Source organism: Gibbsiella dentisursi (assembly GCF_039539505.1).
Lineage (GTDB): Bacteria > Pseudomonadota > Gammaproteobacteria > Enterobacterales > Enterobacteriaceae > Gibbsiella > Gibbsiella quercinecans.
Genome location: NZ_BAABDG010000002.1, coordinates 1,775,272 through 1,797,607 on the forward strand (window position 1 = coordinate 1,775,272; position 22,336 = coordinate 1,797,607).

Sequence of the window (22,336 nt, forward strand, 5' to 3'; positions counted from 1 at the left end):
GTCGGTTTAGAAGTTTTGCGCTAGCGAGGCCATATCAATCACAAAGCGGTATTTAACGTCGCTTTTCAGCATCCGGTCATAGGCCTGGTTAATGTTCTGTATATCAATCACCTCTACGTCGCTGGCGATACCGTGTTCAGCGCAGAAATCCAGCATTTCCTGGGTTTCTGCAATCCCGCCGATCAGCGAGCCGCTGATTGATTTGCGCCCCATGACCAGACCACCCCCGCTAACGCCCGGTTCCAGCGGCTGCATCTGCCCGACCAGAATCAAATTTCCGTCACGCGCCAACGCCCCCACATAAGGGTTAATATCATGCGGGTTGGGTATGGTATCGAGAATAATATCGAAATAATCGCTGACCGCCGCCATTTGCGCGGCGTCGGTGGAAATGATCACGTTGTCGGCCCCCAAGCGTTTGGCCTCTTGTTCCTTGCCCGGCGTTCGGGTAAACAGCGTCACTTCCGCCCCCAGCGCTTTGGCAAACTTCAGCCCCATATGCCCAAGCCCGCCCAGCCCGGCGACGGCCACCTTCATACCGGGGCCAACCTGCCAGTGCCGCAGCGGCGACCAGGTGGTGATGCCGGCGCACAACAGCGGCGCCGCCGCTTTCATATCCAGCTTTTCCGACAGTTTCAGCACAAATTTGTCGGATACCACAATCTTCTCGGAATAGCCGCCGAAGGTCGGCAGGCTGTCGTGGCGATCCACCCCGTTATAGGTCGGCGTGAACCCCTCCTCGCAATACTGCTCCAGATCCTCTTCACAGGCCGCACAGTGTTGACAGGAATCGACCATACAGCCCACGCCGACCCAATCCCCCACCTGAAACTGGCTGACCGCGCCGCCGACCTGGGCCACTTTGCCGATAATTTCATGGCCCGGCACCATCGGGTAAACGCTGTGCCCCCATTCGTTACGCGCCTGATGCAGATCTGAATGGCAAACGCCGCAATAAAGAATATCAATCACCACATCATTATCGCGCGGATCGCGGCGGATAAAATGATGAGGGGCTAACGCACTGGTTGCCGACTCGGCGGCAAATCCACGGATATTTAACGGCATCACTTTTCTCCTGAGACTTAATACAAGGCACCCGGCCCGCCTGGCTACGCCTGGCCTGGCCAAGCGGCGTTACTGTTCATGGCGCAAGCTGATGCCTGCCCGCATGAAGCACGCTTATCAGTATGGCCAACCTGAAGCATTGTGCATTGCATAATCCTCGCCGATGCTTGCCTAAAGCTGGTTTTTTAATCCGGCATCGCCGCGCGCGCATTAGCAATACTCATTACCTGCGGATAATCATTAATAACAAAACGATCAAGGCGTTATAAATTGACAGCGAGATGAAGAATATTCATCATCGGATCTCATTCCTCTTTTGCGAGATCGCCATGGCCCAGGTTTCCTCCTATAACCGCCCGCCGCTGCCAGCGCTGTTGGTCGGTGGCCCATTGGCGCTCAAGCAGAAGAAACAGACGCTCGTTTGACCGGGGCGTGCTGTCCGGTCAGATGAACTGACAGGACGGCGCAGGTTTGCCCCGCTTGTTTCCTCATCTGACTTCATCTGGCGGTCACACACAGAAGGAGTTTTTCATGGCCTTATTTTCCGGCATCTGGGTTGCAATGGTGACCCCATTCGATAACAACGCGGTCGATCTACCGGCGGTAAAACGCCTGGCAAAACATTTGATTGCCAGCGGCGTTTCCGGGCTGGCGGTGTGCGGCACTACCGGCGAAGCCGCAGCCTTAAGCAAAGAAGAACAGCTGGCGGTGTTGGATGCGGTGTTATCAGTGGTGCCGGGCCATCAGGTAGTGATGGGGCTGGCAGGCAATAACCTGGCCGGATCGCTGCAGATGCTGCAAGCGATCCAGCAGCGCGATGTCGCCGGCGTGTTGGTTCCGGCCCCTTACTATATTCGCCCATGCCAGCAAGGGCTGGTCGATTACTTTACCACGCTGGCGGATGCGGCCCGTGTGCCGGTGATCCTGTATAACGTGCCTTACCGCACCGGCGTCGCCATGGAGTTGGAAACCCTCCGCCAGATCGCCCGCCACCCGCAGGTGAAGGCGATTAAAGACTGCGGCGGCAACCCGAACGCCACCATGGCGCTGATTGACGACGGCGAAATCGATGTGCTGACCGGTGAGGACAACCTGATCCTCTCCACGCTCTGCCTGGGCGGCAGCGGCGCCATCTCCGCCGCAGCGCACCTGTATCCCGAACGTTTCGTGCAGTTGGTGCAACAGGTGGCCGATGGCGATCTGGCGGCGGCACGGGCTAATTTTTATGCCCTGCTGCCGATGATCCAACAGATGTTCAGCTTCCCCAACCCGGCGCCGGTCAAGGCCGCGCTGGCGCTGCAGGGATTGATTCACAATGAGCTGCGCTCCCCCATGCAACCGGCGCCACCGGCTTTACGCCAGCAGATTGCCGCCCAATTGGCGCTGCTGCCGGTTGCAGCAGCTATGACAGTGTAACGCGGCGGGCGACCTGATTCCGCGCCAAGGCATGCCACTGCTGCGCGCGATGGCCGGAAAGCGCCTAAGCTACAAAGAATCGGTTCGCCTTTCGCCATCAGTAACAAGGAGCTTGCGATGAAACTGTTTTGCACGCCGGGTACCTGTTCGCTGTCACCGCACATTATCCTGCGGGAAGCAGGGCTGGACTTTACGCTGGAGAATGTCGATCTGGCGCAGGAAAAAACTGAAAGCGGCGCTGATTACCGGGCGATCGCGCCGAAGGGGCAAGTACCGGCGCTGCTGCTGGATAATGGCGCCCTGCTGACGGAAGGCGTGGTGATTGTGCAGTACCTGGCGGACCAGGTGCCAAGCCGCAAACTGATCCCCCCGGCCGGCAGCCTGTCGCGCTACCACGCCATAGAATGGTTGAACTTTATCGCCACGGAACTGCACCAGCAGTTCGCCCCGCTATTTTCCGCGGCAACCCCGGCGGCCTATCAGACCATCTGCCGGCAAAAGCTGGCAAAACAGTTCCACTATCTGGCGGCCGAATTAAAGCAACAACCGTTTTTACTGGGTAACCGCTTTAGCGTTGCCGATGCTTATCTGTTCACCGTGCTGGGATGGGCTAAACATGTGCAGCTCGATCTGGCGGACTATCCGCCGCTGGCCGCCTATTACCAACGCATCGCCGCCCGCCCGGCGGTCGACGCCGCGCTGCAGGCGGAAGGCCTGCTGTAACCACGCCAGCCCTGGGTTCAGGTAAAAATAAAGGGGCCATACGGGCCCCTTTATTTGTCATCGCGCGGTGATTACTGCCATTCGACCAGGCAGTAGTGTTTCTTGCCGCGGCGCAACAGAGTGTAACGCCCAAACAGCCGATCGCTGTCGCTGAAGGTGTACTCAGCGTTGGCCTGTTTCTCGCCGTTGACGGTAACCGCGTTGGAGCCGATCAGGGTGCGCGCCTGGCCGCGGGATGGCGCCAACTCGGCATTCACCAGCGCCTGTTGCAGATCGGCTTCGGTACCCAGCTTGATGCTCGGCATACCGTCTTGCGCCAGTTGAGCGAAGTCGGCTTCGGTCAGCTCGTGCAGTGCGCCAGAGAACAGGCTTTGGGTAATACGCTTGGCCGCGGCCAGCCCTTCCGCACCGTGCACCATGCCGGTCACTTCTTCGGCCAGCACGTACTGGGCGCGTGGCGCTTTGCCGCTGTTCGCATCTTCGGCCTGCAACGCGTCGATCTCTTCCAGGCTCAGGAAGGTGAAGAACTTCAGGAAGCGGTAAACATCGGCGTCCGCAGTGTTGATCCAGAACTGGTAGAATTTGTACGGGCTGGTTTTTTCCGGAGCCAACCACACGGCGCCGCCTTCGGTTTTACCGAATTTGGTGCCATCGGCTTTGGTGATTAACGGCACGGTCAGGCCGAACACCTGTTTTTGGTGCAGACGACGGGTCAGGTCGATGCCGGAGGTGATGTTGCCCCATTGGTCTGAGCCCCCGATTTGCAGCTCAACCTGATGGCGGCCGTGCAGCTCGGCGAAATCGTAGCCCTGCAGCAGGTTGTAGGAGAATTCGGTGAAGGAGATCCCCACATCGTCGCGGTTCAGGCGCTGCTTGACCGCTTCTTTGTTGATCATCTGATTCACGGAGAAGTGTTTGCCGATATCGCGCAGGAAGGTCAGCACGTTCATGCCGCCAAACCAATCGTAGTTATTCGCCGCCACCGCGCTGTTGGCGCCACAATCGAAATCAAGGAACGGGGAAACCTGCTTGCGGATTTTCTCTACCCATTCGTTGACGGTTTCGTTGGTGTTCAGCTTGCGTTCCGTCGCTTTAAAGCTCGGATCGCCAATCAAACCGGTCGCCCCGCCCACCAGCGCCACCGGCTTGTGGCCGGCCAGTTGGAAACGCTTCAGGCACAGCAGCGGAACCAGATGGCCCAAGTGCAAGCTGTCAGCGGTCGGATCGAAACCGCAATACAGTGCAATTGGCCCCTGCGCCAGTCGCTCTGCTAACGCTTCCTCATCCGTAACCTGGGCAACGAGGCCCCGCTCTTGCAGTTGTTTAATCAAGTTACTGCTCGCCATCAATGTCTCCATGTATCAACAAAAGTGCCGTTATTGGCGCACGGTTTTCGCCCGGTGGCGAAATCAAAAATTTGGGTAGCGCATAGGATAAAGCGCCAGCGGCAACAGTGCCAGCGCTTAAAGGGATATTTCCATACCTACGGCGCCAAGCGGTCGATTTTCCACTCATTGCCTTCGCGTTGGTACAGAAAACGGTCGTGCAGACGGTGTTCGCCCCCTTGCCAGAACTCGACGGAATCGAAACTGACGCGGTAGCCGCCCCAGAAACTGGGCAGCGGCACTTCGCCCTGTTGGAACTTTTGCTTTATTTCGAGGAATTTGCTTTCCAGCACGCCGCGGGCGGAAATACGCGATGACTGGCGGGAAACCCAGGCGCCGATCTGGCTGTCCTTCGGCCGGCTGTGGAAGTATTTCATCACTTCCAACGGCGACAGGCGCTGCGCCGTGCCCAAGAAGCTCACCTGGCGCTCCAGCATATGCCAGGGAAAATGCAGGCTGATTTTCGGATTGTGGGCCAACTGCTGCGCTTTGCGGCTACCCAGGTTGGTATAGAACACCAGCCCGTTGTCATCAAAATGTTTGAGCAACACGATACGCTGGTAAGGCTGGCCAGTTTCATCAACCGTGGCCACGCACATGGCGGTGGGATCGGCCAACCGCGCTTCGCAAGCCTGTTTCAGCCAGCGCTCGAACAGATCCAACGGGTTTGTGGTCAAATCGCCGCGGCGCAGGCCGCCGCGGGTGTATTCGCGGCGGAGATCCGCGATATCAAAATCTGTATTTTCAGTCATTTGGTGTATCAACCAACCAGAGAATTCGTGGCCCCATTCTGCGCCCACCGCCACGGAATCTCAATAACGCGGGCGGGGTTGCCGCTTAGTTGACCAGCACGCAGTCGCTGATGATAACGTTGTCGTTACGCGCCACCTGCGCATGTTGGACCTTGGACCAGAAGGTATATTTGCCGTCGCTGTACCTGGCGCCGGATGCCGCCAGCACCTGTTTCAGGTGCAGTTGTTCACCGTCCAGCAGGAAGTTGGCGGTTCTGTCCTTGGCTGCCAGGGTGACCGTCAACGGTGTCGTGCCGCACTGGTAATGCAAAACCTGCCCTTTTTGCGGTAAAAAGTAGCTGCAACCCGCCAACGCTAGGGTGCCGGCGGTTATCATGATTTTTTTCATCGCTCGCTCCTGCCGGGCATACCACGCTATGCGCCGGCCTGATAGTGGGGGAATCGCTTTTATCCTAACACCGCGGGTTACCGCCCGAAGGGAAAACCGGATAAATCCCACCCAGTAAGGTTTCGCGGCTGGCGCCGGTGACCGACGGCAGATTGCCGGGCTGGCCGGAAAGCGTGCGGAACGCCAACCAGGCGAAGGCCAGCGCTTCCATATCGTCGCCGCTAACGCCAAACCTGTCGGTCGGGCTGACTTCCGTTCCCGGCAACAGCGCAGACAGCCGCGCCATCAACAGCGGATTACGCGCCCCGCCGCCGCAAACCAGCAGCCGATCGCAGCCGCCGGCCAACAACACCTGCTCACAGATCGTCACCACCGTCAGTTCAACCAGTGTGGCCATCACATCCACGGGGGCGATGGCCGGCATCGTGGACATCTGCTGTTCCAGCCAGCCGATATTGAAATGTTCACGCCCGGTGCTTTTCGGCGCCGGCAGCGCGAAATAAGGATCGCCGCACATTTGTTGCAGCAGAGGCAGGCTGACGCGCCCTTGCAGAGCCCAGGCGGCGTCTTTATCGTACGGTTTGGCGCGGTGGCGCCAAACCCAGGCATCCAACAGCATATTGCCCGGCCCGGTATCGAAACCACGCACCGGCAGGCCCGGCAACAACAGAGAAAGGTTAGCGATGCCGCCAATATTCAGCACCATGCGCCGCTCATCCGGGTGCGCCAGCAGCGCCTGGTGAAACGCCGGCACCAGCGGCGCGCCCTGCCCGCCGTAAGCCATGTCGCGGCGGCGGAAATCCCCCACGGTGGTAATGTTGGTCAGCGCCGCCACCCGGTTATTGTCCCCAAGCTGCATGGAAAAGCGCATGTCGCCTTCCGGCTCATGCCACACGGTCTGCCCATGACAGCCGATAGCGGTCACCTCATGCGCCGGCACGCCGGTTTGCCGCAGCAGCCCCAGCACCGCCTCGCCAAACAGGTTGCCCAGCTGAGCATCCAGATGCCCCACCGCCGACAGCGTTGTTGGTTGCCCCTGGCACATGCCGAGAATAGCCTTCTTTAACGCTATCGGTATCGGGTGGCTGTAGCTGGCTTGCTGCGCCACCATTCGCCCGTCTATCGCGGCCAGTACGACATCAATGCCGTCCAGGCTGGTGCCAGACATAACCCCTATATAGCGGCCTGACTTCATAACCACATCCTTTAACCCATCACGGGGAAAATACGTTGCCATCCCGCTCACTAAACCAGAATTTTTTAATTAACGCTATGAATTATTATGATTTTCCTAATTCCGTGCATTGACTTCCCCCCCTTGCCGGGCAGTCTTAACGGTACTAACTCGTTGCTCTGCAATAGCCGATAATCTTATGATAAACATAAACAGCCGTTTATTATTGGTTGAATCGCGCAGCGTTAAGCTGCAAAGCAGAATGGCAGGGTGAGCCGCGTAGCTTTAGGCCATACTTTGACCTATTATGTTCTCTGAATCTGGCCTGGATGGTCTGGTCAGGTTACGGACTATTAAACTCAGGAGTTTTATATGATCAAACGTCTTATCGTGGTTGCCATCGCTGCAGTTACGCTGGCGGGTTGTGCCAATGAATCCATGTCAGGCGATGTCTATTCTTCCTCCCAGGCAAAACAGATTCAGACCGTAACTTACGGTACGCTGGTATCCGTTCGTCCGGTGAAAATCCAGGGCGATGAAAGCTCCAACACCATCGGTGCCGTGGGCGGTGCCGTTCTGGGCGGCCTGCTGGGCAACACGATAGGCGGTGGCACCGGGCGGACGTTGGCAACCGCAGCGGGCGCAGTCGCCGGCGGCGTGGCAGGTAACAGCGTTGGTGAACTTGCGGGCCGGACATCCGGTTATGAATTGGAGATCAAAACCGACAACAAAGAAAACATTGTTGTGGTTCAGAAGGCCGGTAATACCAAATTTAGCCCTGGCCAGCGCGTACGTATGGCACGCAGCGGCAATACGCTGACGGTATCCCCGCTGTAAGCGTGGCGATGCGCGGCTAAAAAAACTAAACGATACCAGCCAGTGAACTCTGGCTGGTTTTTTTTGCGCTGGCCCAAGCGGCGCGACATGAAGGCAAGCAGGCCTTCGCCTGCCGGGCGGCAAGCCGGGGTATGCACGATCGCAGCCGTATTTACCACTTATTATCACCGCTTTATGCGATGCGTTATATACATTGCTATAAGACGCTATCGGTCAATAAGATAAAACGGAGGCTAAAAGCCTCCGTTTCGGTATCTGGTGCTGTAAATTATTCTCATTCAATCACATCACTATATTATTGTTTGTCCTGGAGTTCCGTGATGTTTCTTTCCAGTTGTCCAATCAGTTTTATTAGCAGTTGTACTTCTTCGTCAGAGATTCCATTCAAGATTTTACGCCGTGTAGACGTGATAACATTGTCCAGTTCCCGAATTATGGGTTCTGCGGTCTCTGTCAACTTGATGCGTTTGGCACGCCGATCGTTCGCGCAGGTGTGGCGGGTAATCAGCCCTTTCTCTTCCAACTGATCCAATGTCCGCACCAGAGAAGGTTGCTCAATACCAATTGCCTTTGCCAACTGAATTTGCGACTGCTCCGGCGGCAACCGATTGATATTATGCAGCGTAATCCAGTGTGTTTGTGTCAGTTCCAACGGTTTAAGCCGATGGTCAATCAATGCACGCCAAACACGAACCAAGCGCGCCAAGTCCGAACCTAATGTTGACTCCACTTTTCCTCCTTTATAAAAAGTATATTCACATCCTGCTCCCAGAGTGCAGCCTATGATTAGCAACGAATATTAATTTACATAATATAGCCACTTATTTAGTCAGCTTATACCATTCTACATATAAATAATTGCTCTGTCCGCTTAACGCACCGCTATGGCGAATAAATTCTCCCCATCGCACCCGTCATTTTACTTAATCCAGCCACATACCGGTGGTTTCCAGCCCTGCTTACGGCATTATTACCGTGCCCAAATAACATTTTGATATTATTAGGCCGCAAGCTTTTAGTCGGCGGTGCAATTAATTCTCGTTATTTTTAGCGTACCGCTACCCCACTACGGCACATCATAGCCCAGGGCCGCTTTGCGAATGCGGAACCACTGCTGGCGGTTCATCACCAGATCCTGTGCCAGCAGCGCTGAACGCACACGTTCTATCTTGCCGGAGCCGATGATCGGTAATGGCGCGCAAGGCAGGCGCATCACCCAACAATAGACCACTTGTTCCAGCGTTTGCGCGCCGATTTCTTCAGCAACCAAGCGTAATTCTTTACGCAGGTGGTGATATTCCGGCGCGCTAAGCAGGCGCCCGCCGCCCAGGCAAGACCACGCCATCGGCCGGATACGCAACTGCTGGCACTGATCCAGCACACCATCCTGAATGTTGGCCTGATGGATCGGTGAGATCTCTACCTGGTTGGTCACCAGCGAGAACGGCAGCCGGGATTGCAACAGAGTAAACTGCGCCGGAGTAAAATTAGAGACGCCAAAATAGCGCACCTTGCCGCTTTGATGCAGCGCGACAAAGGCCTCGGCCAGTTCATCGGCATCCATCAACGGATCCGGGCGGTGGATCAATAAAACATCAAGGTAATCGGTATGCAGGTTAACCAAGGATTGCTCGGCGCTGCGCACAATATGCTGCCGGCTGGTATCGTAGTGGCCAATGGGGTTGCCTGGCCTGGCGGTTGTCACAATACCACACTTGGTCACCAGCTCCATGGCCTGGCGCAGCGCCGGTTTGAGACGAATGGCTTCGCCAAAGGCCTTTTCGCAGCCGTAATCGCCATAAATGTCGGCATGATCGACGGTGGTGATGCCCAATTCAAGATGCTGCTCAATAAAAGCCAGCCGTTGTTGCGGCGACATCCCCCACGCCAGCAACCGCCAGTATCCGCAGATCATCCGTGATAATTGAGGCCCCTGCGGCGCGAGTTGGATACGGTTCAGCATCTGCACACTCCATGACAACGTTTTGCACAGCATACACAAGCCGGCTCGCGTAGGGAAAGCAAAACACAGCGCTGCAAGCAGCATGCCAACAGGCTGAAAGTTAAAATAAAGAGGGTTGTTCTGGCTGCGGTTCATCCGGCTGTTTCGCGGCGCGCTGCTGGCGCAGGAAGCGTTGGCGGCACAGACGCAGCACGTCGCGCTTTTGCGCATCGTTCATTTGCAGCCAGCCAAAGCGTTCTTCACGGCTGCGCATGCAGCCACGGCAAAAGCCACGCTCGTCGGTTTGACAAATACCGCGGCATGGGCTGGGGATATCGAAAAACTCAAGTTGCTGCGCCACACATCCTCCTGTTTGCCAGGCGCTGGCCCGGTGAGGTACATACCTCATGTTAATTGAAGACGTATTCGGCAACGCTGGCAAGTGGCTTTACCGCCGGCTGAAAAAATAATGCAAAGCGGAAATACCAGGCAAGAGAGAGGAAAGCGCGCCGGGGAACGTTGCCCCCGGCGCAGGGGAATCAACCAAGCACTTTTTTCACACAGGCTTTAAATACCTGCACGCCGGTTTCCAGCGCGGACAGTTCAAATTTCATCTCCGGATGATGCAACCCCGGCGTCAGATTAACGCCCAGGCCCCAAAACCCGGCCTTCACATTGGCAATCCGCAGCGGATAATGGAAGAAATCTTCACTGCCCGGCGTGGTTTTTTCCGCCACCAGCCCCTGTGGCCCCAGCACGTCAGTGATTGATTCGGCGATCAATGCCGTCATTTCACTACTGATTTCGGCGGCTGGCATCTCTTTAAGGATTTGGATCGCAACCGTTGCGCCAAACGCGGCGGCGCTGTGGTTGATCGCCCGCTGCACTTTGGTTTTCAACGTTTCCATCGGTTCATTGAACTGGGAGCGCAAATCCCAGCAGACGCGTGCTTCACCGGGAATGGCATTGGTAACGCCGGCGTCGCTGATAAAGCGCGTCGCCTTGGCGCTATAGGTCAGATTCGGCGCCAAATGAATGGCATTGACCGCCTGCACCGCCGCCGCCGCGGCATCCAGGGCGTTCACCCCCAGGTGCGGACGCGCCGCGTGCGCCGGCACCCCGGTGAATACCGCTTCCACCGTTGCCGAAGCGGAATAATACATGGCCGCAACCGCCTGCCCCATCGGGCACTCTTCCAACGGGCGCAGGTGGAAGCCCAGGATCATTTCCACATCGTCGAGTGCGCCATTTTCTGTCATCGCCAGTGCGCCGGCGCCCACCTCTTCGGCCGGCTGGAAGATGATCTTCAGCTTGCCGCGTTTCACTGTGTCCTCGGCGATAATTTCCTGTGCGGCCGCCAACATCACCGATGAATGGCCGTCATGGCCGCAGGTATGGCGCGCACAAGGTTGGCCGTCAATAATGTGCCCCAGAGCATCCATATCCGCCCGCAGCGCCAATACCGGCCCCGGCAGACCGCTGTCCAACTCGGCGATAATGCCGGTGGTGCCATTCACATTTCGCGTCAGGGTAAAACCGGCCTCTTCCAGCTTTTGTGCGATATAAGCCGAGGTTTTGAATTCTTCAAAAGCCAACTCGGGGATCTGGTGCAGATGGCGGTAGTGCTCTACTGTTTTGGACACGCGTTAACTCTCCTACTTGCTGGTAAACAGGAACCGTGATCCTGCGGCGCCCAACCCATGCGAGCGCCGCAGGCGGCGATGCTAGTGTGCCTTACGGCGCTAACTAGGCAAAAATCCGCATAATAATCATTGCTATCACTGAATTTAAGATGCTGGTCAGCATCAACAGCGGCCAATATTTCTTCGGCACGTCGGCCACCCCGAGTAACCGCCCCATATACTGCAACTGCGAGCCCATCAGGAAAATCGCCGGCGCCAGGATGGTAATGTGCATGACATCCAGCGTGCCTTTTGTTAGCAAGCTCACCGCCACCCCGGTGCCTGCCGATGACGAAAGCCAGGCCGTCAGCAGCACGGTAACCGCCTCGCCGGGCAACCCCAGCAGCCCCATCAACGGCGCAAAGAGTTTGCCGATGATGCCCATTACGCCGAGCAGATTCAGCATTTCCGAAATAACATAGGCCATCAGAACGTTGGGCAATAAGTTATTGATGGCGATATTGAAGCCTTTGCGCGCACCAATCACGAAAATATCAAACGGGTTATTAGTGACCTTTGTTGCATTACTCATTGTCGAAGTCCTTTTTATACACCGTATTTAAAATAACCCGTACAAATGCCGCGCCGACGAATTTCAATACAAACATCACCACCAGCGGAAGAATCACCGGCAACGTTAAAGAGGCAAACAATGCAGAGCCAATGGCGAAATAGTTATTGATCAAGCCTGCGCCCGAATATTGCCAGGCGCCCATGATCACCACATCTTTTTTAGTGACCTGCTTATTGTCATACAGCTCTTTGCTTAACGCCGCACCGGCATCGGTACTTTGCAAATCGGTAATTAACGCCAGCCCGGTATAGCCGGGGATGCCAAGTATCGGTTTCAGCAGCGGGGTGAGCAAGCGGTGCGCTGCGCGGATCGCCCCATAGTGGGTAAAAATCTCCAGCAATCCCAACGCCAGCATCACCGTCGGCGTTAACGACAACGCGAACAGAAAGCCCGCTTTGGCACTGACGCCGCCGGCGCCGAGGAAGGTATTGGTAGTGGGATCCTTCATGGTGCCGAATGCGCCGCCGAGCGTGGTGAAGTCAAACGCGCCCAGCCACTTCATGCCATCGACTTTAAAAAACAAGCCGGAAAATAATAAAACGACCAGAATCAGCGCCAGATAGGCCCCTTTTCCCACACGCCACTCATCGTTTGCAGAAGTTACCTTCTCTTCTGCCGAATTTATATCTGCCATACTTACCCTATCTCCTGATGTAAAATTAAAAAGGCCGAATGCCGATTTAACAAAAAATCATCACCTGTACTTTATAAATAATGCGGCAGGTTATTCCATAATAAGCCGTGCGTTGCTCATGCTATCCCAAAAAAATAGAAAGAAGAAAACATGCAACGTCGTTTATTAGCGGTTACGCCATCCCCTATATTTATTATAATTAAGGGTGGCAGGCACGATAACCGCACCATAATAACGCGCATCGTCCCACAATGAAGCACCATCCTGGTGCAATATGACCTTATACTGCAGGTTGTTGGTCATTTGTGCGTTTTTTTGATTATGTCCATATGCGTAGGTAATATAAATGTGGTTTTAAACACTTTATTGTTGCCCTGAAAGCAACGGTTACGCGGAGGCTGAAGCCCGTTGTTCCACGAAAAGCAGATAAGCTATCTTTACGAAGTCGGCATCCAGGGCGGGATCCGCCGGGCGGCCGACATTCTGGGCGTCAACCCTTCGGTGATCAGCCGGCAAATCGCTATCCTTGAGCGTTCGCTACAGTTGCCGCTGCTGGAGCGGCGGGGGCGCAACGTAGTCTTGACGGAAGCGGGCAAGCTGCTGGCGGAAGATTTCTATCAGACCCGCCTGCGGCGTGAAAAGCTGGAGCGCCACCTGAAAGATCTGCGTTACATGCAAGGCGGTTCGGTCATTCTCCACGTGGGCCCTGGTCTGATCGAAGACTTCGTGCATCATGTGTTAACCGTATTCTCCGCCGCCTACCCCGATGTGTTTGTCGATATTTTGTCCGGCAGCATGCAGGCCATGATGACCGAAATCATCCGCGGCGAGGCCGATATGGCGCTGGCGTTCGGGCCGATCGGCAATCCGGAGCTGAAACGGCACAGTTTCCCGTGGGGGCCGATTTGCGCCATCGTCAACCCGGAACATGTCATCGCACAACACCGTAGCGTGACTATTGAAACATTGATGGAGCACCGGCTGATTGCCCTCAGCGACGTGTTCGGTCTGCAACGGCATATGAACGCCATGTTCCAAAGCAAAGGGATGCTGTTCACCCCCGCTTACCGCTGCAACCTGTTTTCCACCGCGCTGACCCTGAGCGCATCCGGGCTGGGCGTTTCCTTTATGACGGCGCGGGCGGCTGGCATTCATTTGAAAGACCATTCGCTGGTTGCGGTGCCGATCGATCATCCCATTGCGCGCGAATCGCAATGCCACCTGCTGCGCAATTCGGATCGTCGTTTTACACCGGCGGCGCAACATCTGTGGCAACTGCTGCTGCGCTTTTTGCAAAACGAGGTGTAACTGATGCTTGATTTCACAACGGCGGTTATCCGCAGGGCGGCCTGCATTGAATTCCCTTCTGGCGCAAGGCTATACTAGGCTGTGTCCCGCAATAGTGCGCGAATGCCGCTGGCGGTCATTGGGCTGCGCGTCAAGGCGCAAGCCGTGTGGTTTGGCGGGCCCAAATAAACGGCGAGCAACGCAGGAGCGCGGCCCAATGGCACCAGCCCGGAGGGTCGTGCCCCCAAAGCCCGTCCTCTGCGTTATCGGGCTTGAACATAGGCCCACTATGCCCTGCGCCCGAAGCCTTGATGACGGGCTTTGGTCGCAACGACGGCATCACGACCTATTGCGGGACACAGCCTAAGTCTTTCCAAGCCGCTCGCGGTTAAGCTCGGCGGCCTAATTAGCCATCATCAGAGGATATTATGCGCTTACTCCATACCATGATCCGCGTCGGGGACCTGCAACGCGCCATCGACTTTTACACCAAGGTATTAGGGATGCGCTTGCTGCGTACCAGCGAAAATCCGGAATACAAATATTCGCTGGCGTTTGTAGGCTATACCGATGAAAGTGAAGGTGCTGTCATTGAACTGACTTACAACTGGGGCGTTGACAGCTATGAGATGGGCAGCGCGTTCGGGCATCTGGCGCTGGGCGTCGATGACGTGGCAGCAACCTGCAACAGCATCCGCGCTGCCGGCGGCAAGGTCACACGAGAAGCTGGCCCCGTCAAAGGCGGCACCACGGTGATTGCCTTTGTTGAAGATCCGGACGGCTATAAAATCGAGTTGATCGAAAACAAACATGCAGGCCATGGCCTCGGCAACTGATTAATTCCTCCAGGGCGCGCTCAGCGCCCTTCTTTTTATCCCCTGCATCACGGCGCAAAATTTGCAATAATGCGCGCTGTATTCGATGAAGATAAGAAACTAATGGCAGAAAAAAGTGATCTTAACGCCCTGAGTGGCCGTTTTCGGGGTTTTTACCCCGTAGTGATTGACGTTGAAACCGCAGGCTTCAACGCCAAAACCGATGCATTGCTGGAAATCGCCGCCGTCACGCTGAAAATGGATGAAAACGGCTGGCTACAGCAGGATGAAACCCTACACTTCCACGTTGAACCGTTCGAAGGCGCCAACCTGCAGCCCGAAGCGCTGGCGTTTAACGGGATCGATCCACACAATCCGCTGCGTGGCGCGGTGAGTGAATACGATGCGCTGCATGCTATTTTTAAAGCCGTGCGTAAAGGCATCAAAGATCAGGGCTGCAACAGGGCGATCATCGTGGCGCATAATGCGACCTTTGATCACAGCTTCCTGATGGCGGCGGCTGAACGCGCCGGGCTTAAGCGCAACCCGTTCCACCCGTTTGCGACCTTCGATACGGCGGCGCTCAGCGGTTTGGTGCTGGGGCAAACCGTGCTGGCCAAGGCTTGTATTGCCGCAGGCATGCCGTTTGACAGCAGCCAGGCCCACTCTGCCTTGTACGACACAGAGCAAACCGCCCTGCTGTTTTGCGAATTGGTTAACCGCTGGAAGCGCCTTGGCGGTTGGCCAATGGCCGTCGCCGAGGATTGCTAACGCGTTAAAACACACAGGGCGGCCAATTGGCCGCCCTGTTTTTTACTGCCAACGCCATTAAGGCTGCTGGTTTTCCTGTTCTTTGTACTTCTCTGCGGTTTCTTTGATCAGTTGCTGCAACTCGCCGCGCTGGTACATTTCGATGATGATGTCACAGCCGCCAACCAATTCGCCGTCAACCCAGAGCTGGGGAAAAGTCGGCCAGTTGGCATATTTCGGCAATTCAGCGCGGATATCCGGGTTTTGCAGGATATCAACATAGGCGAAACGTTCGCCACAGGCAGACAGCGCCTGGACGGCCTGCGCGGAAAAACCGCAGCTTGGCAGTTTCGGCGAGCCTTTCATGTACAACAGAATCGGATTGCCGGCAATCTGCTGTTGAATTTTTTCAATCGTCGTCATTTATTGCTTCCTCAAGCCACGTAATGGCTACAACTTACATCACATTCACTATTGTAGCGGCTGGAACCGGGGCAAGAAAACACCATCTTTAACAAGGGTATTATCCAGGCGCCGCTCGTGCTGCACGGGCCGCGCCATTCCGGTAGAAATATGCGCGCAGAATAACATTTTTAATCAGCCCGTTTCACTACTATATTTTTACTGCAGCCTGCCGTTGTTTTTTTATACATGCTAATGACACATTTTAGCCTTACCTTAGCAAATAATTTGCATTGCCGGAAAAAGCGCCAACTGCGCGCAGCCGCATAGGGGGGCGGCCTAACGTACAAAATCAACGCACCTGCAGCGCGAAGTATGAAGGGTATTAAAGGCTATTAACTTTTTCTCACAATATGCATTATTATTTTTAGGTTCTGCTCTGTTTTATATGACGATTATCGGGAATACTGTAATCCTTTTGTGGCAAGCTTCGGGACCAAGGTTGGTAATATCAAAATGCGTTCACTGTTTACGCTCTTTGTGATGCTCTTTACTATGCTCTTCTTCAACCTGGCGCATGCTGCGCCGCAGGCTCGCGTTTCTGCCGAGCAGCGAAAAAGCCACGTTAATGATGCCCGAGCTGACGATCGCAAGAAAAAGAAGCAGGACAAAGCCGGTAAAAAAGCCAAAGTGGCCGCCCCGCAAAAAACAGTAAAGCATGAATTAACCCAGCACAGCGAAAAAAAGACCGCCCGCCTGCGTAAAAGCGTTAGCAAAACGCAACGCGTAACAAAAATAAAAGTCACGCCGCCGAAAAAGGGCTATAAAAAAGGCTACGGCCGGCACCGTGAAGCCGGCATCGCCACCGCCAAACTGCTTGGCGCTGAAAAACCGCTCAAACTTAGCCCCGCCCACAAAAAACGTTATCAGCATGCCAAACAAACCGCGATGGCAAAACTGTTGGATCAAATGGGGAAACCCTACCGCTGGGGGGGCGCATCGCCAATGACCGGCTTTGACTGCAGCGGCCTAATTTATTACGCCTATAAAGACGTGGTGAAGATAAAAATGCCGCGTACCGCCAATGAAATGTATCACCTACGCGATGCCGCGCCGATCAGTCGCAGCGAGCTGGAACGCGGCGATTTAGTGTTCTTCCGCATCAATAACCGCGGCGCAGCCGATCACGTTGGTGTTTATTTGGGCAATGGCAAATTTATTCAGTCGCCACGTACCGGCGAAGAGATCCGCATCAGCCAGTTGGATAACGACTACTGGCAAAACCATTATATCGGCGCACGCCGCGTCGTTACGCCAAGCACCATCCGCTAATCCCCTCCTACGGCCGGCGGCTTCAGCCTGCCGTATTGTTATCCCGATCCTGCCGATGCTTTAATCAATCAGACAGTTAGCACACTTTAAACCTTTTTTTCACCGGCAAAGTTGTTAAGATTAATATCCACACAAAAAATATAACAACTCTCTTTTACGGCGGCGGCACCCAGTACTACGGCCGCCGCCGAAGCAGTCGTTGTAAATAAAAAGGAGAAAGCAATGTCGTTTGAATTACCTGCATTACCGTATGCAAAGAACGCCCTCGAGCCGCACATTTCCGCCGAAACGCTGGAATACCACTATGGCAAGCACCATAACACCTACGTGGTTAATCTGAACAATTTGGTGAAAGGCAGCGAGTTTGAAGGGAAATCCCTGGTTGATATCATCAAAACCGCCAGCGGCGGCGTGTTCAACAACGCCGCACAGGTATGGAACCACACCTTCTATTGGCACTGCCTGTCGCCACAAGGCGGCGGTGAACCTAGCGGCGCGGTAGCGGATGCCATCAACCAATCCTTCGGCTCTTTCGCCCAGTTCAAAGAGGCGTTCACCAAATCTGCCATCGGCAACTTCGGCTCCGGCTGGACCTGGCTGGTGAAAAAAGCAGATGGTAGCCTGGCTATCGTCAACACCTCCAACGCAGCGACCCCGCTGACTGGTGATGACAAACCGCTGCTGACTGTGGATGTGTGGGAACACGCCTACTATATCGATTATCGCAATGCTCGCCCCAACTACCTGGAAAACTTCTGGGCGTTGGTCAACTGGGCATTTGTGGCAGAAAACCTGGCGTAAGATGGCAGGAAAGCAAAAGGCGCAGCCAGGCTGCGCCTTTTTTTATGTCAGGGGATCAGTGCATCACAGCGGTAAAGCTAAAGATAATAATCATCGCCAGCGCACACACCGTCGTAAACAGCGATAACTTCAGATCGGTATCCATCAACAAACTCCTTATCAGATTGGCTGGTTCGAGCATAAAAGCCATTATATACCCAAAATAATTCGAGTTGCAGGCAGGCGGCAACGCAGCGAGTCCCCAGGAGCTTACTGGAGTAAGTGACTGGGGTGAGCGAGGAAAGCCAACGCACCTGCGGCTCGAAGTATGAAGGGTATATTAATACGTCAATGATTCTCCCACAGTTTGCCGATAAAATCTTGTGCAATGACAACGCCGCGACGCAGCGAGCGCCATCCGCGGCACGCGCCGTTATTGCCGGGCCGGCAAAAACCTGCCCGGCCTGGCGGCGGAACATGATTAATGTTGATTAGCCCTTTCACTTTTTCTCAAGATAGGCCAAAATTCGCAGTTCACTGCTGTGCACCGGCAAAAGAGCCCTCACTCACCAAGCGCTGACGACTTCCACATTAAAAACTCAGTTTTCGCTTTTTTGAGGAGAGTTATATGCACGCAAACGATTAACAATGCGCTTACATGCTGTAACATGCGAATCCAGGAGTCATTCTTTACATGGCAACGATAAAAGATGTGGCCAAACGCGCGGGCGTTTCCACCACCACCGTTTCCCACGTCATCAATAAAACCCGTTTCGTCGCCGAAGAAACCAAAGCGGCCGTATGGGCAGCCATCAAGGAACTGCATTATTCCCCAAGCGCCGTGGCCCGTAGCCTGAAGGTCAACCACACCAAGTCCATCGGCCTGCTGGCGACCTCCAGCGAAGCTCCCTACTTTGCCGAAGTGATCGAAGCCGTCGAAAACAGCTGTTACAGCAAAGGCTACACGCTGATTTTGTGCAACTCCCATAATAACCTGGACAAACAGCGCGCTTACCTGGCGATGCTGGCGCAAAAGCGCGTCGATGGCCTGTTGGTGATGTGTTCAGAATACCCGGAGCAGCTGCTGGGCATGCTGGAAGACTACCGTAATATTCCCATGGTGGTGATGGACTGGGGCTCGGCGCGTGGCGACTTCACCGACACCATTCTGGACAACGCCTTTGAAGGCGGCTATCTGGCCGGCCGTTACCTGATCGAGCGTGGGCACCGCGACATTGGCATTATCCCCGGCCAGCTGTCGCGCAACACCGGCGGCGGCCGCCACCAGGGCTTCCTGAAAGCGCTGCAGGAAGCCAATATCGCGGTGCGTGAAGAGTGGATTGTGCAAGGGGATTTCGAGCCGGAATCCGGCTACCAGGCCATGCACCAGATACTGTCGCAGAAACACCGCCCGACCGCTGTGTTTTGCGGGGGCGACATTATGGCGATGGGGGCGATCTGCGCCGCGGACGAACTTGGCCTGCGGGTGCCGCAAGACATTTCCGTCATTGGCTATGACAACGTGCGCAATGCGCGCTACTTTAGCCCGGCGTTGACGACCATTCACCAGCCAAAAGAGCGCCTGGGCGAGATGGCGTTCGCCATGTTGCTTGACCGCATTATCAGCAAGCGTGAAACATCGCAAGTGATTGAAGTGCACCCTAAGCTGGTTGAGCGCCGCTCCGTGGCCGACGGCCCGTTTATCGACTACCGCCGTTAAGCATACGCGCCGGGGCATGCATCCCCCGGCGTATGCTCGCTAAGCCACTCCTGATTCAGCGTTTCGCTATCGCCAAGATACTCTAATAGCCAGGCCATCGCCGGCGCCAATGCCTGCTGCTGCCAGGTCAGGCAGCAAGCACTGGGCGGATAGGCCTCTTCCAGTTGCAGTTCATGCAGTTCGCCGCGGGCGATCAAAGGCCGCCCGCGGTGGGCAGGCACCATGCCCATGCATAATCCACTGCGCAGGCAGTCGATCGCCGATACCCAATCCGGCACAACCAGCCGCCGCTGATTATTCAGCGCCCAGGTCACGCGTTTGGGCAGGTTGCGCGAGGTATCCTCCAGCATCAGCGCCGGGAACTGGCGCAGTTGATCATCCTGCAGCGGCCCGACGTATTGCGCCAATGGGTGATCGGGGCTGACCACGCACAGCCAGTTCATAAACCCCATATCGCGGAAACTAAAACCACCGCCCACCGGCACGGCACGGGTGGCGCCAATCGCCATATCCACCCGCCCGTCGGCCAGTGCGTCCCACACGCCGTTGAACACCTCGGGATACAGCATCAGCTCCACATCCGGAAAGTGACGATAAAAATCCAGGATCAATTGGCGGCTGCGCTGGGGTTTAACGATGATATCCAGCGCGATTTTCAACTGCCCGCGCCAGCCGTTTGCCACCTGTTGGCAACGGCGGCGCGTATCGAGCATATTTTTTATAACCACGCGCGCTTCCTGCACAAACAGCGCACCAGCCGGGGTCAATTCAACATCGCGATGGCGCCGTTCAAACAGTGGCACCGCCAGCCATTGTTCCAGTTGGCGCACCGTATAGCTGACCGCAGAAGGCACCCGGTGCAGTTCCTGCGCCGCAGCGCTAAAGCTGCCGGTACGCGCAACGGCATCCACCACCTCAAGTGAGTATTCAGACCACATATTTTGCCTTCAAATTTTTTCATAGCACCTTGCAAATATTAGCGTTTCACAAGCGAAGATCCAGCCGGTTAGACTGACGCCGCTGCAAAACCTCTAGCATAAAGAACCAACGAGAGCATTAAATGCGTAATTTTGGACTACTTTTTTACCTTTCCGGCCTAAGTATGCTGGGCTACCTGGCGACGGATATGTATCTGCCGGCCTTTGGCGTCATGCAACAAGAGCTGCAAATTTCCGCTGGTGCGATCAGCGCCAGCCTGAGTATTTTTTTAGCCGGCTTTGCCTTTGCTCAACTGCTGTGGGGGCCGCTGTCCGACAAACTGGGGCGCAAACCGGTGTTGTTAATCGGCCTGACGCTATTTGGCCTGGGTTGCCTGGGCATGCTGTGGGTACAAACGGCGCTGCAACTGTGGTGCCTGCGCTTCATTCAGGCTATCGGCGTGTGTGCAGCCGCGGTGAGTTGGCAGGCGCTGGTGGTGGATCGCTACCGGGGCAGCCAGGCCAACCAGATTTTCGCCACCATTATGCCGCTGGTAGCATTATCGCCGGCCCTGGCGCCGTTGCTGGGCGCCTGGCTGCTAAGCCACATCGGCTGGCGGGCGATCTTCGCCGTTTTACTGGCCGTCACCGTCGTGTTGCTGGCACCGACCCTGGCGCTGAAGGATAAACGCCGCTTACCGCAAGCCTGCGGCGATAACGCGGCGCCAGTCAGCTTTCTGCAACTGCTGCGCTCGCCCATTTTCAGCGGCAATGTGATGGTGTTTGCCGCCTGCTCCGCCGGCTTCTTTGCCTGGTTGACCGGTTCGCCGTTTATTCTCAGCGCTATGGGCTACACGCCAAGCGACATTGGCTTAAGCTATATACCCCAGACTCTGGCTTTCTTACTGGGGGGATATGGTTGCCGCAGCGCGCTCAAACGCGTGAACGGCAATGCGCTGTTACCATGGCTGCTGATAGCCTATGGCGTGAGTATGATCGCGTTGTATCTGGTGGCAACCCTCACGCAGCCTACGTTGACCAGCCTGCTGGTACCCTTCTGCCTGATGGCACTGGTGAACGGAGCCACTTACCCGATCGTGGTTGCCAACGCGCTGATGCCTTTCCCAACCGGCACCGGTAAAGCAGCTGCGTTGCAAAACACACTGCAGTTGGGGCTGTGCTTCATTGCCAGCATGCTGGTCTCGGCCTTTATTGCAAACCCACTGATTGCCACCGTGACGGTGATGGCTTCAACCGTGTTGCTGGCGATGCTCGGTTATTTTATCCAGCGCGATAAGCCGCAGCCAGGCGAGCGTGCCACGGGCGCTAGCGCCGACTCTTTTTCATAATTAACATTATTAATAATCACTATTAATAATCACTCGATAATACTTTTGCCAGGTGCGATTTACAGTTGAGTAACCGCCCTGGCGCGCCTATACTTTATTGCGAATAAGTTCGCTATCCCCTAAATAATTCAAGTTGTAGGATAAAAGCGCCAACGCGCTCTTAAACAGCGCGGGTGCCGAAGGGGTGAGTCACGTTGTTTTGCGGTGAAAAATTCGCCGGGACGCATCGCCCGCCAGCGGCTGGCCGGCGGTGAGAGGTTGCCTCTCTCGCATTCATCTCCCGGCGTTTAAAAGCCAACACCTCCCGCCAACCTGAAGTATGAAGGGCATAACGCTATTGCATAACTTTTATTATTAGCAGTTACTGCGCTCGCGTATTGCGTCACAGTTTTTTAAGATGAGTGTCCCC

25 protein-coding genes are annotated in these 22,336 nt (G+C 55.5%); 11 read left to right on the forward strand and 14 right to left on the reverse strand.

Going from position 1 to position 22,336, the window contains the following annotated elements:
• Positions 1 to 6: 6 nt before the first annotated feature.
• Complete coding sequence (locus ABFX35_RS08510) at positions 7 to 1,068, reverse strand: NAD(P)-dependent alcohol dehydrogenase (protein WP_095848618.1); 1,062 nt, start codon at positions 1,066 to 1,068, stop codon at positions 7 to 9.
• 281 nt (positions 1,069 to 1,349) lie between these two features.
• Here ABFX35_RS08510 and ABFX35_RS08515 point away from each other — a divergent pair, with 281 nt between their 5' ends.
• From ABFX35_RS08515 to gstA, 3 genes are all read left to right on the forward strand, one after another.
• Complete coding sequence (locus ABFX35_RS08515) at positions 1,350 to 1,493, forward strand: hypothetical protein (RefSeq protein WP_279024208.1); 144 nt, start codon at positions 1,350 to 1,352, stop codon at positions 1,491 to 1,493.
• Positions 1,494 to 1,599: 106 nt separating this feature from the next.
• Positions 1,600 to 2,484 (forward strand): 4-hydroxy-tetrahydrodipicolinate synthase, encoded by an 885-nt coding sequence (gene dapA / locus ABFX35_RS08520; protein WP_279024210.1) that lies wholly within the window; start codon positions 1,600 to 1,602, stop codon positions 2,482 to 2,484.
• Positions 2,485 to 2,601: 117 nt separating this feature from the next.
• Positions 2,602 to 3,207 (forward strand): glutathione transferase GstA, encoded by a 606-nt coding sequence (gene gstA, locus ABFX35_RS08525; RefSeq protein ID WP_279024212.1) that lies wholly within the window; start codon positions 2,602 to 2,604, stop codon positions 3,205 to 3,207.
• Positions 3,208 to 3,278: 71 nt separating this feature from the next.
• Here the strand turns inward: gstA and tyrS are convergent, their stop codons facing one another.
• The 4 genes from tyrS to anmK form a co-directional block, all read right to left on the reverse strand.
• Positions 3,279 to 4,553 carry a tyrosine--tRNA ligase gene (gene tyrS / locus ABFX35_RS08530; protein WP_279024214.1) on the reverse strand — a complete coding sequence of 425 codons (1,275 nt, stop codon included), beginning with the start codon at positions 4,551 to 4,553 and terminating at the stop codon, positions 3,279 to 3,281.
• A 137-nt stretch (positions 4,554 to 4,690) separates the two neighbouring features.
• Positions 4,691 to 5,344, reverse strand: coding sequence for a pyridoxamine 5'-phosphate oxidase (gene pdxH / locus ABFX35_RS08535; protein WP_279024216.1), 654 nt, complete (start codon positions 5,342 to 5,344; stop codon positions 4,691 to 4,693).
• Between the two features lie 85 nt (positions 5,345 to 5,429).
• Positions 5,430 to 5,732 (reverse strand): MliC family protein, encoded by a 303-nt coding sequence (locus ABFX35_RS08540; protein WP_346080312.1) that lies wholly within the window; start codon positions 5,730 to 5,732, stop codon positions 5,430 to 5,432.
• 64 nt (positions 5,733 to 5,796) lie between these two features.
• Complete coding sequence (anmK, locus tag ABFX35_RS08545; protein ID WP_279024219.1) at positions 5,797 to 6,927, reverse strand: anhydro-N-acetylmuramic acid kinase; 1,131 nt, start codon at positions 6,925 to 6,927, stop codon at positions 5,797 to 5,799.
• Positions 6,928 to 7,278: 351 nt separating this feature from the next.
• On the opposite strand from anmK, the gene ABFX35_RS08550 reads away from it, so the two are divergent.
• Positions 7,279 to 7,743, forward strand: a complete 465-nt coding sequence (locus tag ABFX35_RS08550; protein WP_279024221.1) for an outer membrane lipoprotein — start codon at positions 7,279 to 7,281, stop codon at positions 7,741 to 7,743.
• 295 nt (positions 7,744 to 8,038) lie between these two features.
• Here ABFX35_RS08550 and slyA read toward each other — a convergent pair whose 3' ends face one another.
• The 6 genes from slyA to ABFX35_RS08580 form a co-directional block, all read right to left on the reverse strand.
• Positions 8,039 to 8,473, reverse strand: a complete 435-nt coding sequence (slyA, locus tag ABFX35_RS08555) for a transcriptional regulator SlyA (RefSeq protein ID WP_095848610.1) — start codon at positions 8,471 to 8,473, stop codon at positions 8,039 to 8,041.
• Positions 8,474 to 8,809: 336 nt separating this feature from the next.
• A complete protein-coding gene (locus ABFX35_RS08560) occupies positions 8,810 to 9,706 on the reverse strand; it encodes an aldo/keto reductase (protein ID WP_279024223.1) in 897 nt (298 codons plus the stop codon).
• Positions 9,707 to 9,806: 100 nt separating this feature from the next.
• Positions 9,807 to 10,046 carry a DUF1289 domain-containing protein gene (locus ABFX35_RS08565; RefSeq protein WP_279024225.1) on the reverse strand — a complete coding sequence of 80 codons (240 nt, stop codon included), beginning with the start codon at positions 10,044 to 10,046 and terminating at the stop codon, positions 9,807 to 9,809.
• Positions 10,047 to 10,224: 178 nt separating this feature from the next.
• A complete protein-coding gene (locus ABFX35_RS08570) occupies positions 10,225 to 11,328 on the reverse strand; it encodes an amidohydrolase (RefSeq protein ID WP_279024227.1) in 1,104 nt (367 codons plus the stop codon).
• 103 nt (positions 11,329 to 11,431) lie between these two features.
• Entirely contained in the window at positions 11,432 to 11,899 is a 468-nt protein-coding gene (locus ABFX35_RS08575; RefSeq protein ID WP_346080317.1) for a YjiG family protein, read from the reverse strand.
• Complete coding sequence (locus ABFX35_RS08580) at positions 11,892 to 12,575, reverse strand: nucleoside recognition domain-containing protein (protein WP_279024231.1); 684 nt, start codon at positions 12,573 to 12,575, stop codon at positions 11,892 to 11,894. The genes ABFX35_RS08575 and ABFX35_RS08580 overlap by 8 nt, the downstream gene beginning before the upstream one ends.
• Before the next feature lie 408 nt (positions 12,576 to 12,983).
• Here ABFX35_RS08580 and ABFX35_RS08585 point away from each other — a divergent pair, with 408 nt between their 5' ends.
• From ABFX35_RS08585 to rnt, 3 genes are all read left to right on the forward strand, one after another.
• Positions 12,984 to 13,883, forward strand: a complete 900-nt coding sequence (locus ABFX35_RS08585) for a LysR family transcriptional regulator (protein ID WP_279024232.1) — start codon at positions 12,984 to 12,986, stop codon at positions 13,881 to 13,883.
• A 407-nt stretch (positions 13,884 to 14,290) separates the two neighbouring features.
• Complete coding sequence (gene gloA, locus ABFX35_RS08590; RefSeq protein WP_346080318.1) at positions 14,291 to 14,698, forward strand: lactoylglutathione lyase; 408 nt, start codon at positions 14,291 to 14,293, stop codon at positions 14,696 to 14,698.
• Positions 14,699 to 14,767: 69 nt separating this feature from the next.
• The gene (rnt, locus tag ABFX35_RS08595; protein ID WP_346080319.1) at positions 14,768 to 15,448 is read left to right on the forward strand and encodes a ribonuclease T; all 681 of its coding nucleotides are present in this window, start codon (positions 14,768 to 14,770) and stop codon (positions 15,446 to 15,448) included.
• Positions 15,449 to 15,505: 57 nt separating this feature from the next.
• Here the strand turns inward: rnt and ABFX35_RS08600 are convergent, their stop codons facing one another.
• Positions 15,506 to 15,850 (reverse strand): Grx4 family monothiol glutaredoxin, encoded by a 345-nt coding sequence (locus ABFX35_RS08600; RefSeq protein WP_095848601.1) that lies wholly within the window; start codon positions 15,848 to 15,850, stop codon positions 15,506 to 15,508.
• Between the two features lie 495 nt (positions 15,851 to 16,345).
• On the opposite strand from ABFX35_RS08600, the gene ABFX35_RS08605 reads away from it, so the two are divergent.
• Positions 16,346 to 17,161, forward strand: a complete 816-nt coding sequence (locus ABFX35_RS08605) for a C40 family peptidase (RefSeq protein WP_095849178.1) — start codon at positions 16,346 to 16,348, stop codon at positions 17,159 to 17,161.
• A 222-nt stretch (positions 17,162 to 17,383) separates the two neighbouring features.
• The gene (gene sodB, locus ABFX35_RS08610) at positions 17,384 to 17,962 is read left to right on the forward strand and encodes a superoxide dismutase [Fe] (RefSeq protein WP_095848600.1); all 579 of its coding nucleotides are present in this window, start codon (positions 17,384 to 17,386) and stop codon (positions 17,960 to 17,962) included.
• Positions 17,963 to 18,017: 55 nt separating this feature from the next.
• Here sodB and cydH read toward each other — a convergent pair whose 3' ends face one another.
• The gene (cydH, locus tag ABFX35_RS08615; protein ID WP_165907102.1) at positions 18,018 to 18,107 is read right to left on the reverse strand and encodes a cytochrome bd-I oxidase subunit CydH; all 90 of its coding nucleotides are present in this window, start codon (positions 18,105 to 18,107) and stop codon (positions 18,018 to 18,020) included.
• A gap of 528 nt (positions 18,108 to 18,635) precedes the next feature.
• Here cydH and purR point away from each other — a divergent pair.
• Complete coding sequence (purR, locus tag ABFX35_RS08620) at positions 18,636 to 19,661, forward strand: HTH-type transcriptional repressor PurR (RefSeq protein WP_279024241.1); 1,026 nt, start codon at positions 18,636 to 18,638, stop codon at positions 19,659 to 19,661.
• On the opposite strand, the gene punR is transcribed toward purR, so the two are convergent.
• Complete coding sequence (gene punR, locus ABFX35_RS08625) at positions 19,658 to 20,599, reverse strand: DNA-binding transcriptional activator PunR (protein ID WP_279024243.1); 942 nt, start codon at positions 20,597 to 20,599, stop codon at positions 19,658 to 19,660. The genes purR and punR overlap by 4 nt on opposite strands.
• A gap of 122 nt (positions 20,600 to 20,721) precedes the next feature.
• On the opposite strand from punR, the gene punC reads away from it, so the two are divergent.
• Complete coding sequence (gene punC / locus ABFX35_RS08630; RefSeq protein WP_279024244.1) at positions 20,722 to 21,927, forward strand: purine nucleoside transporter PunC; 1,206 nt, start codon at positions 20,722 to 20,724, stop codon at positions 21,925 to 21,927.
• The last annotated feature ends 409 nt before the right edge of the window (positions 21,928 to 22,336 follow it).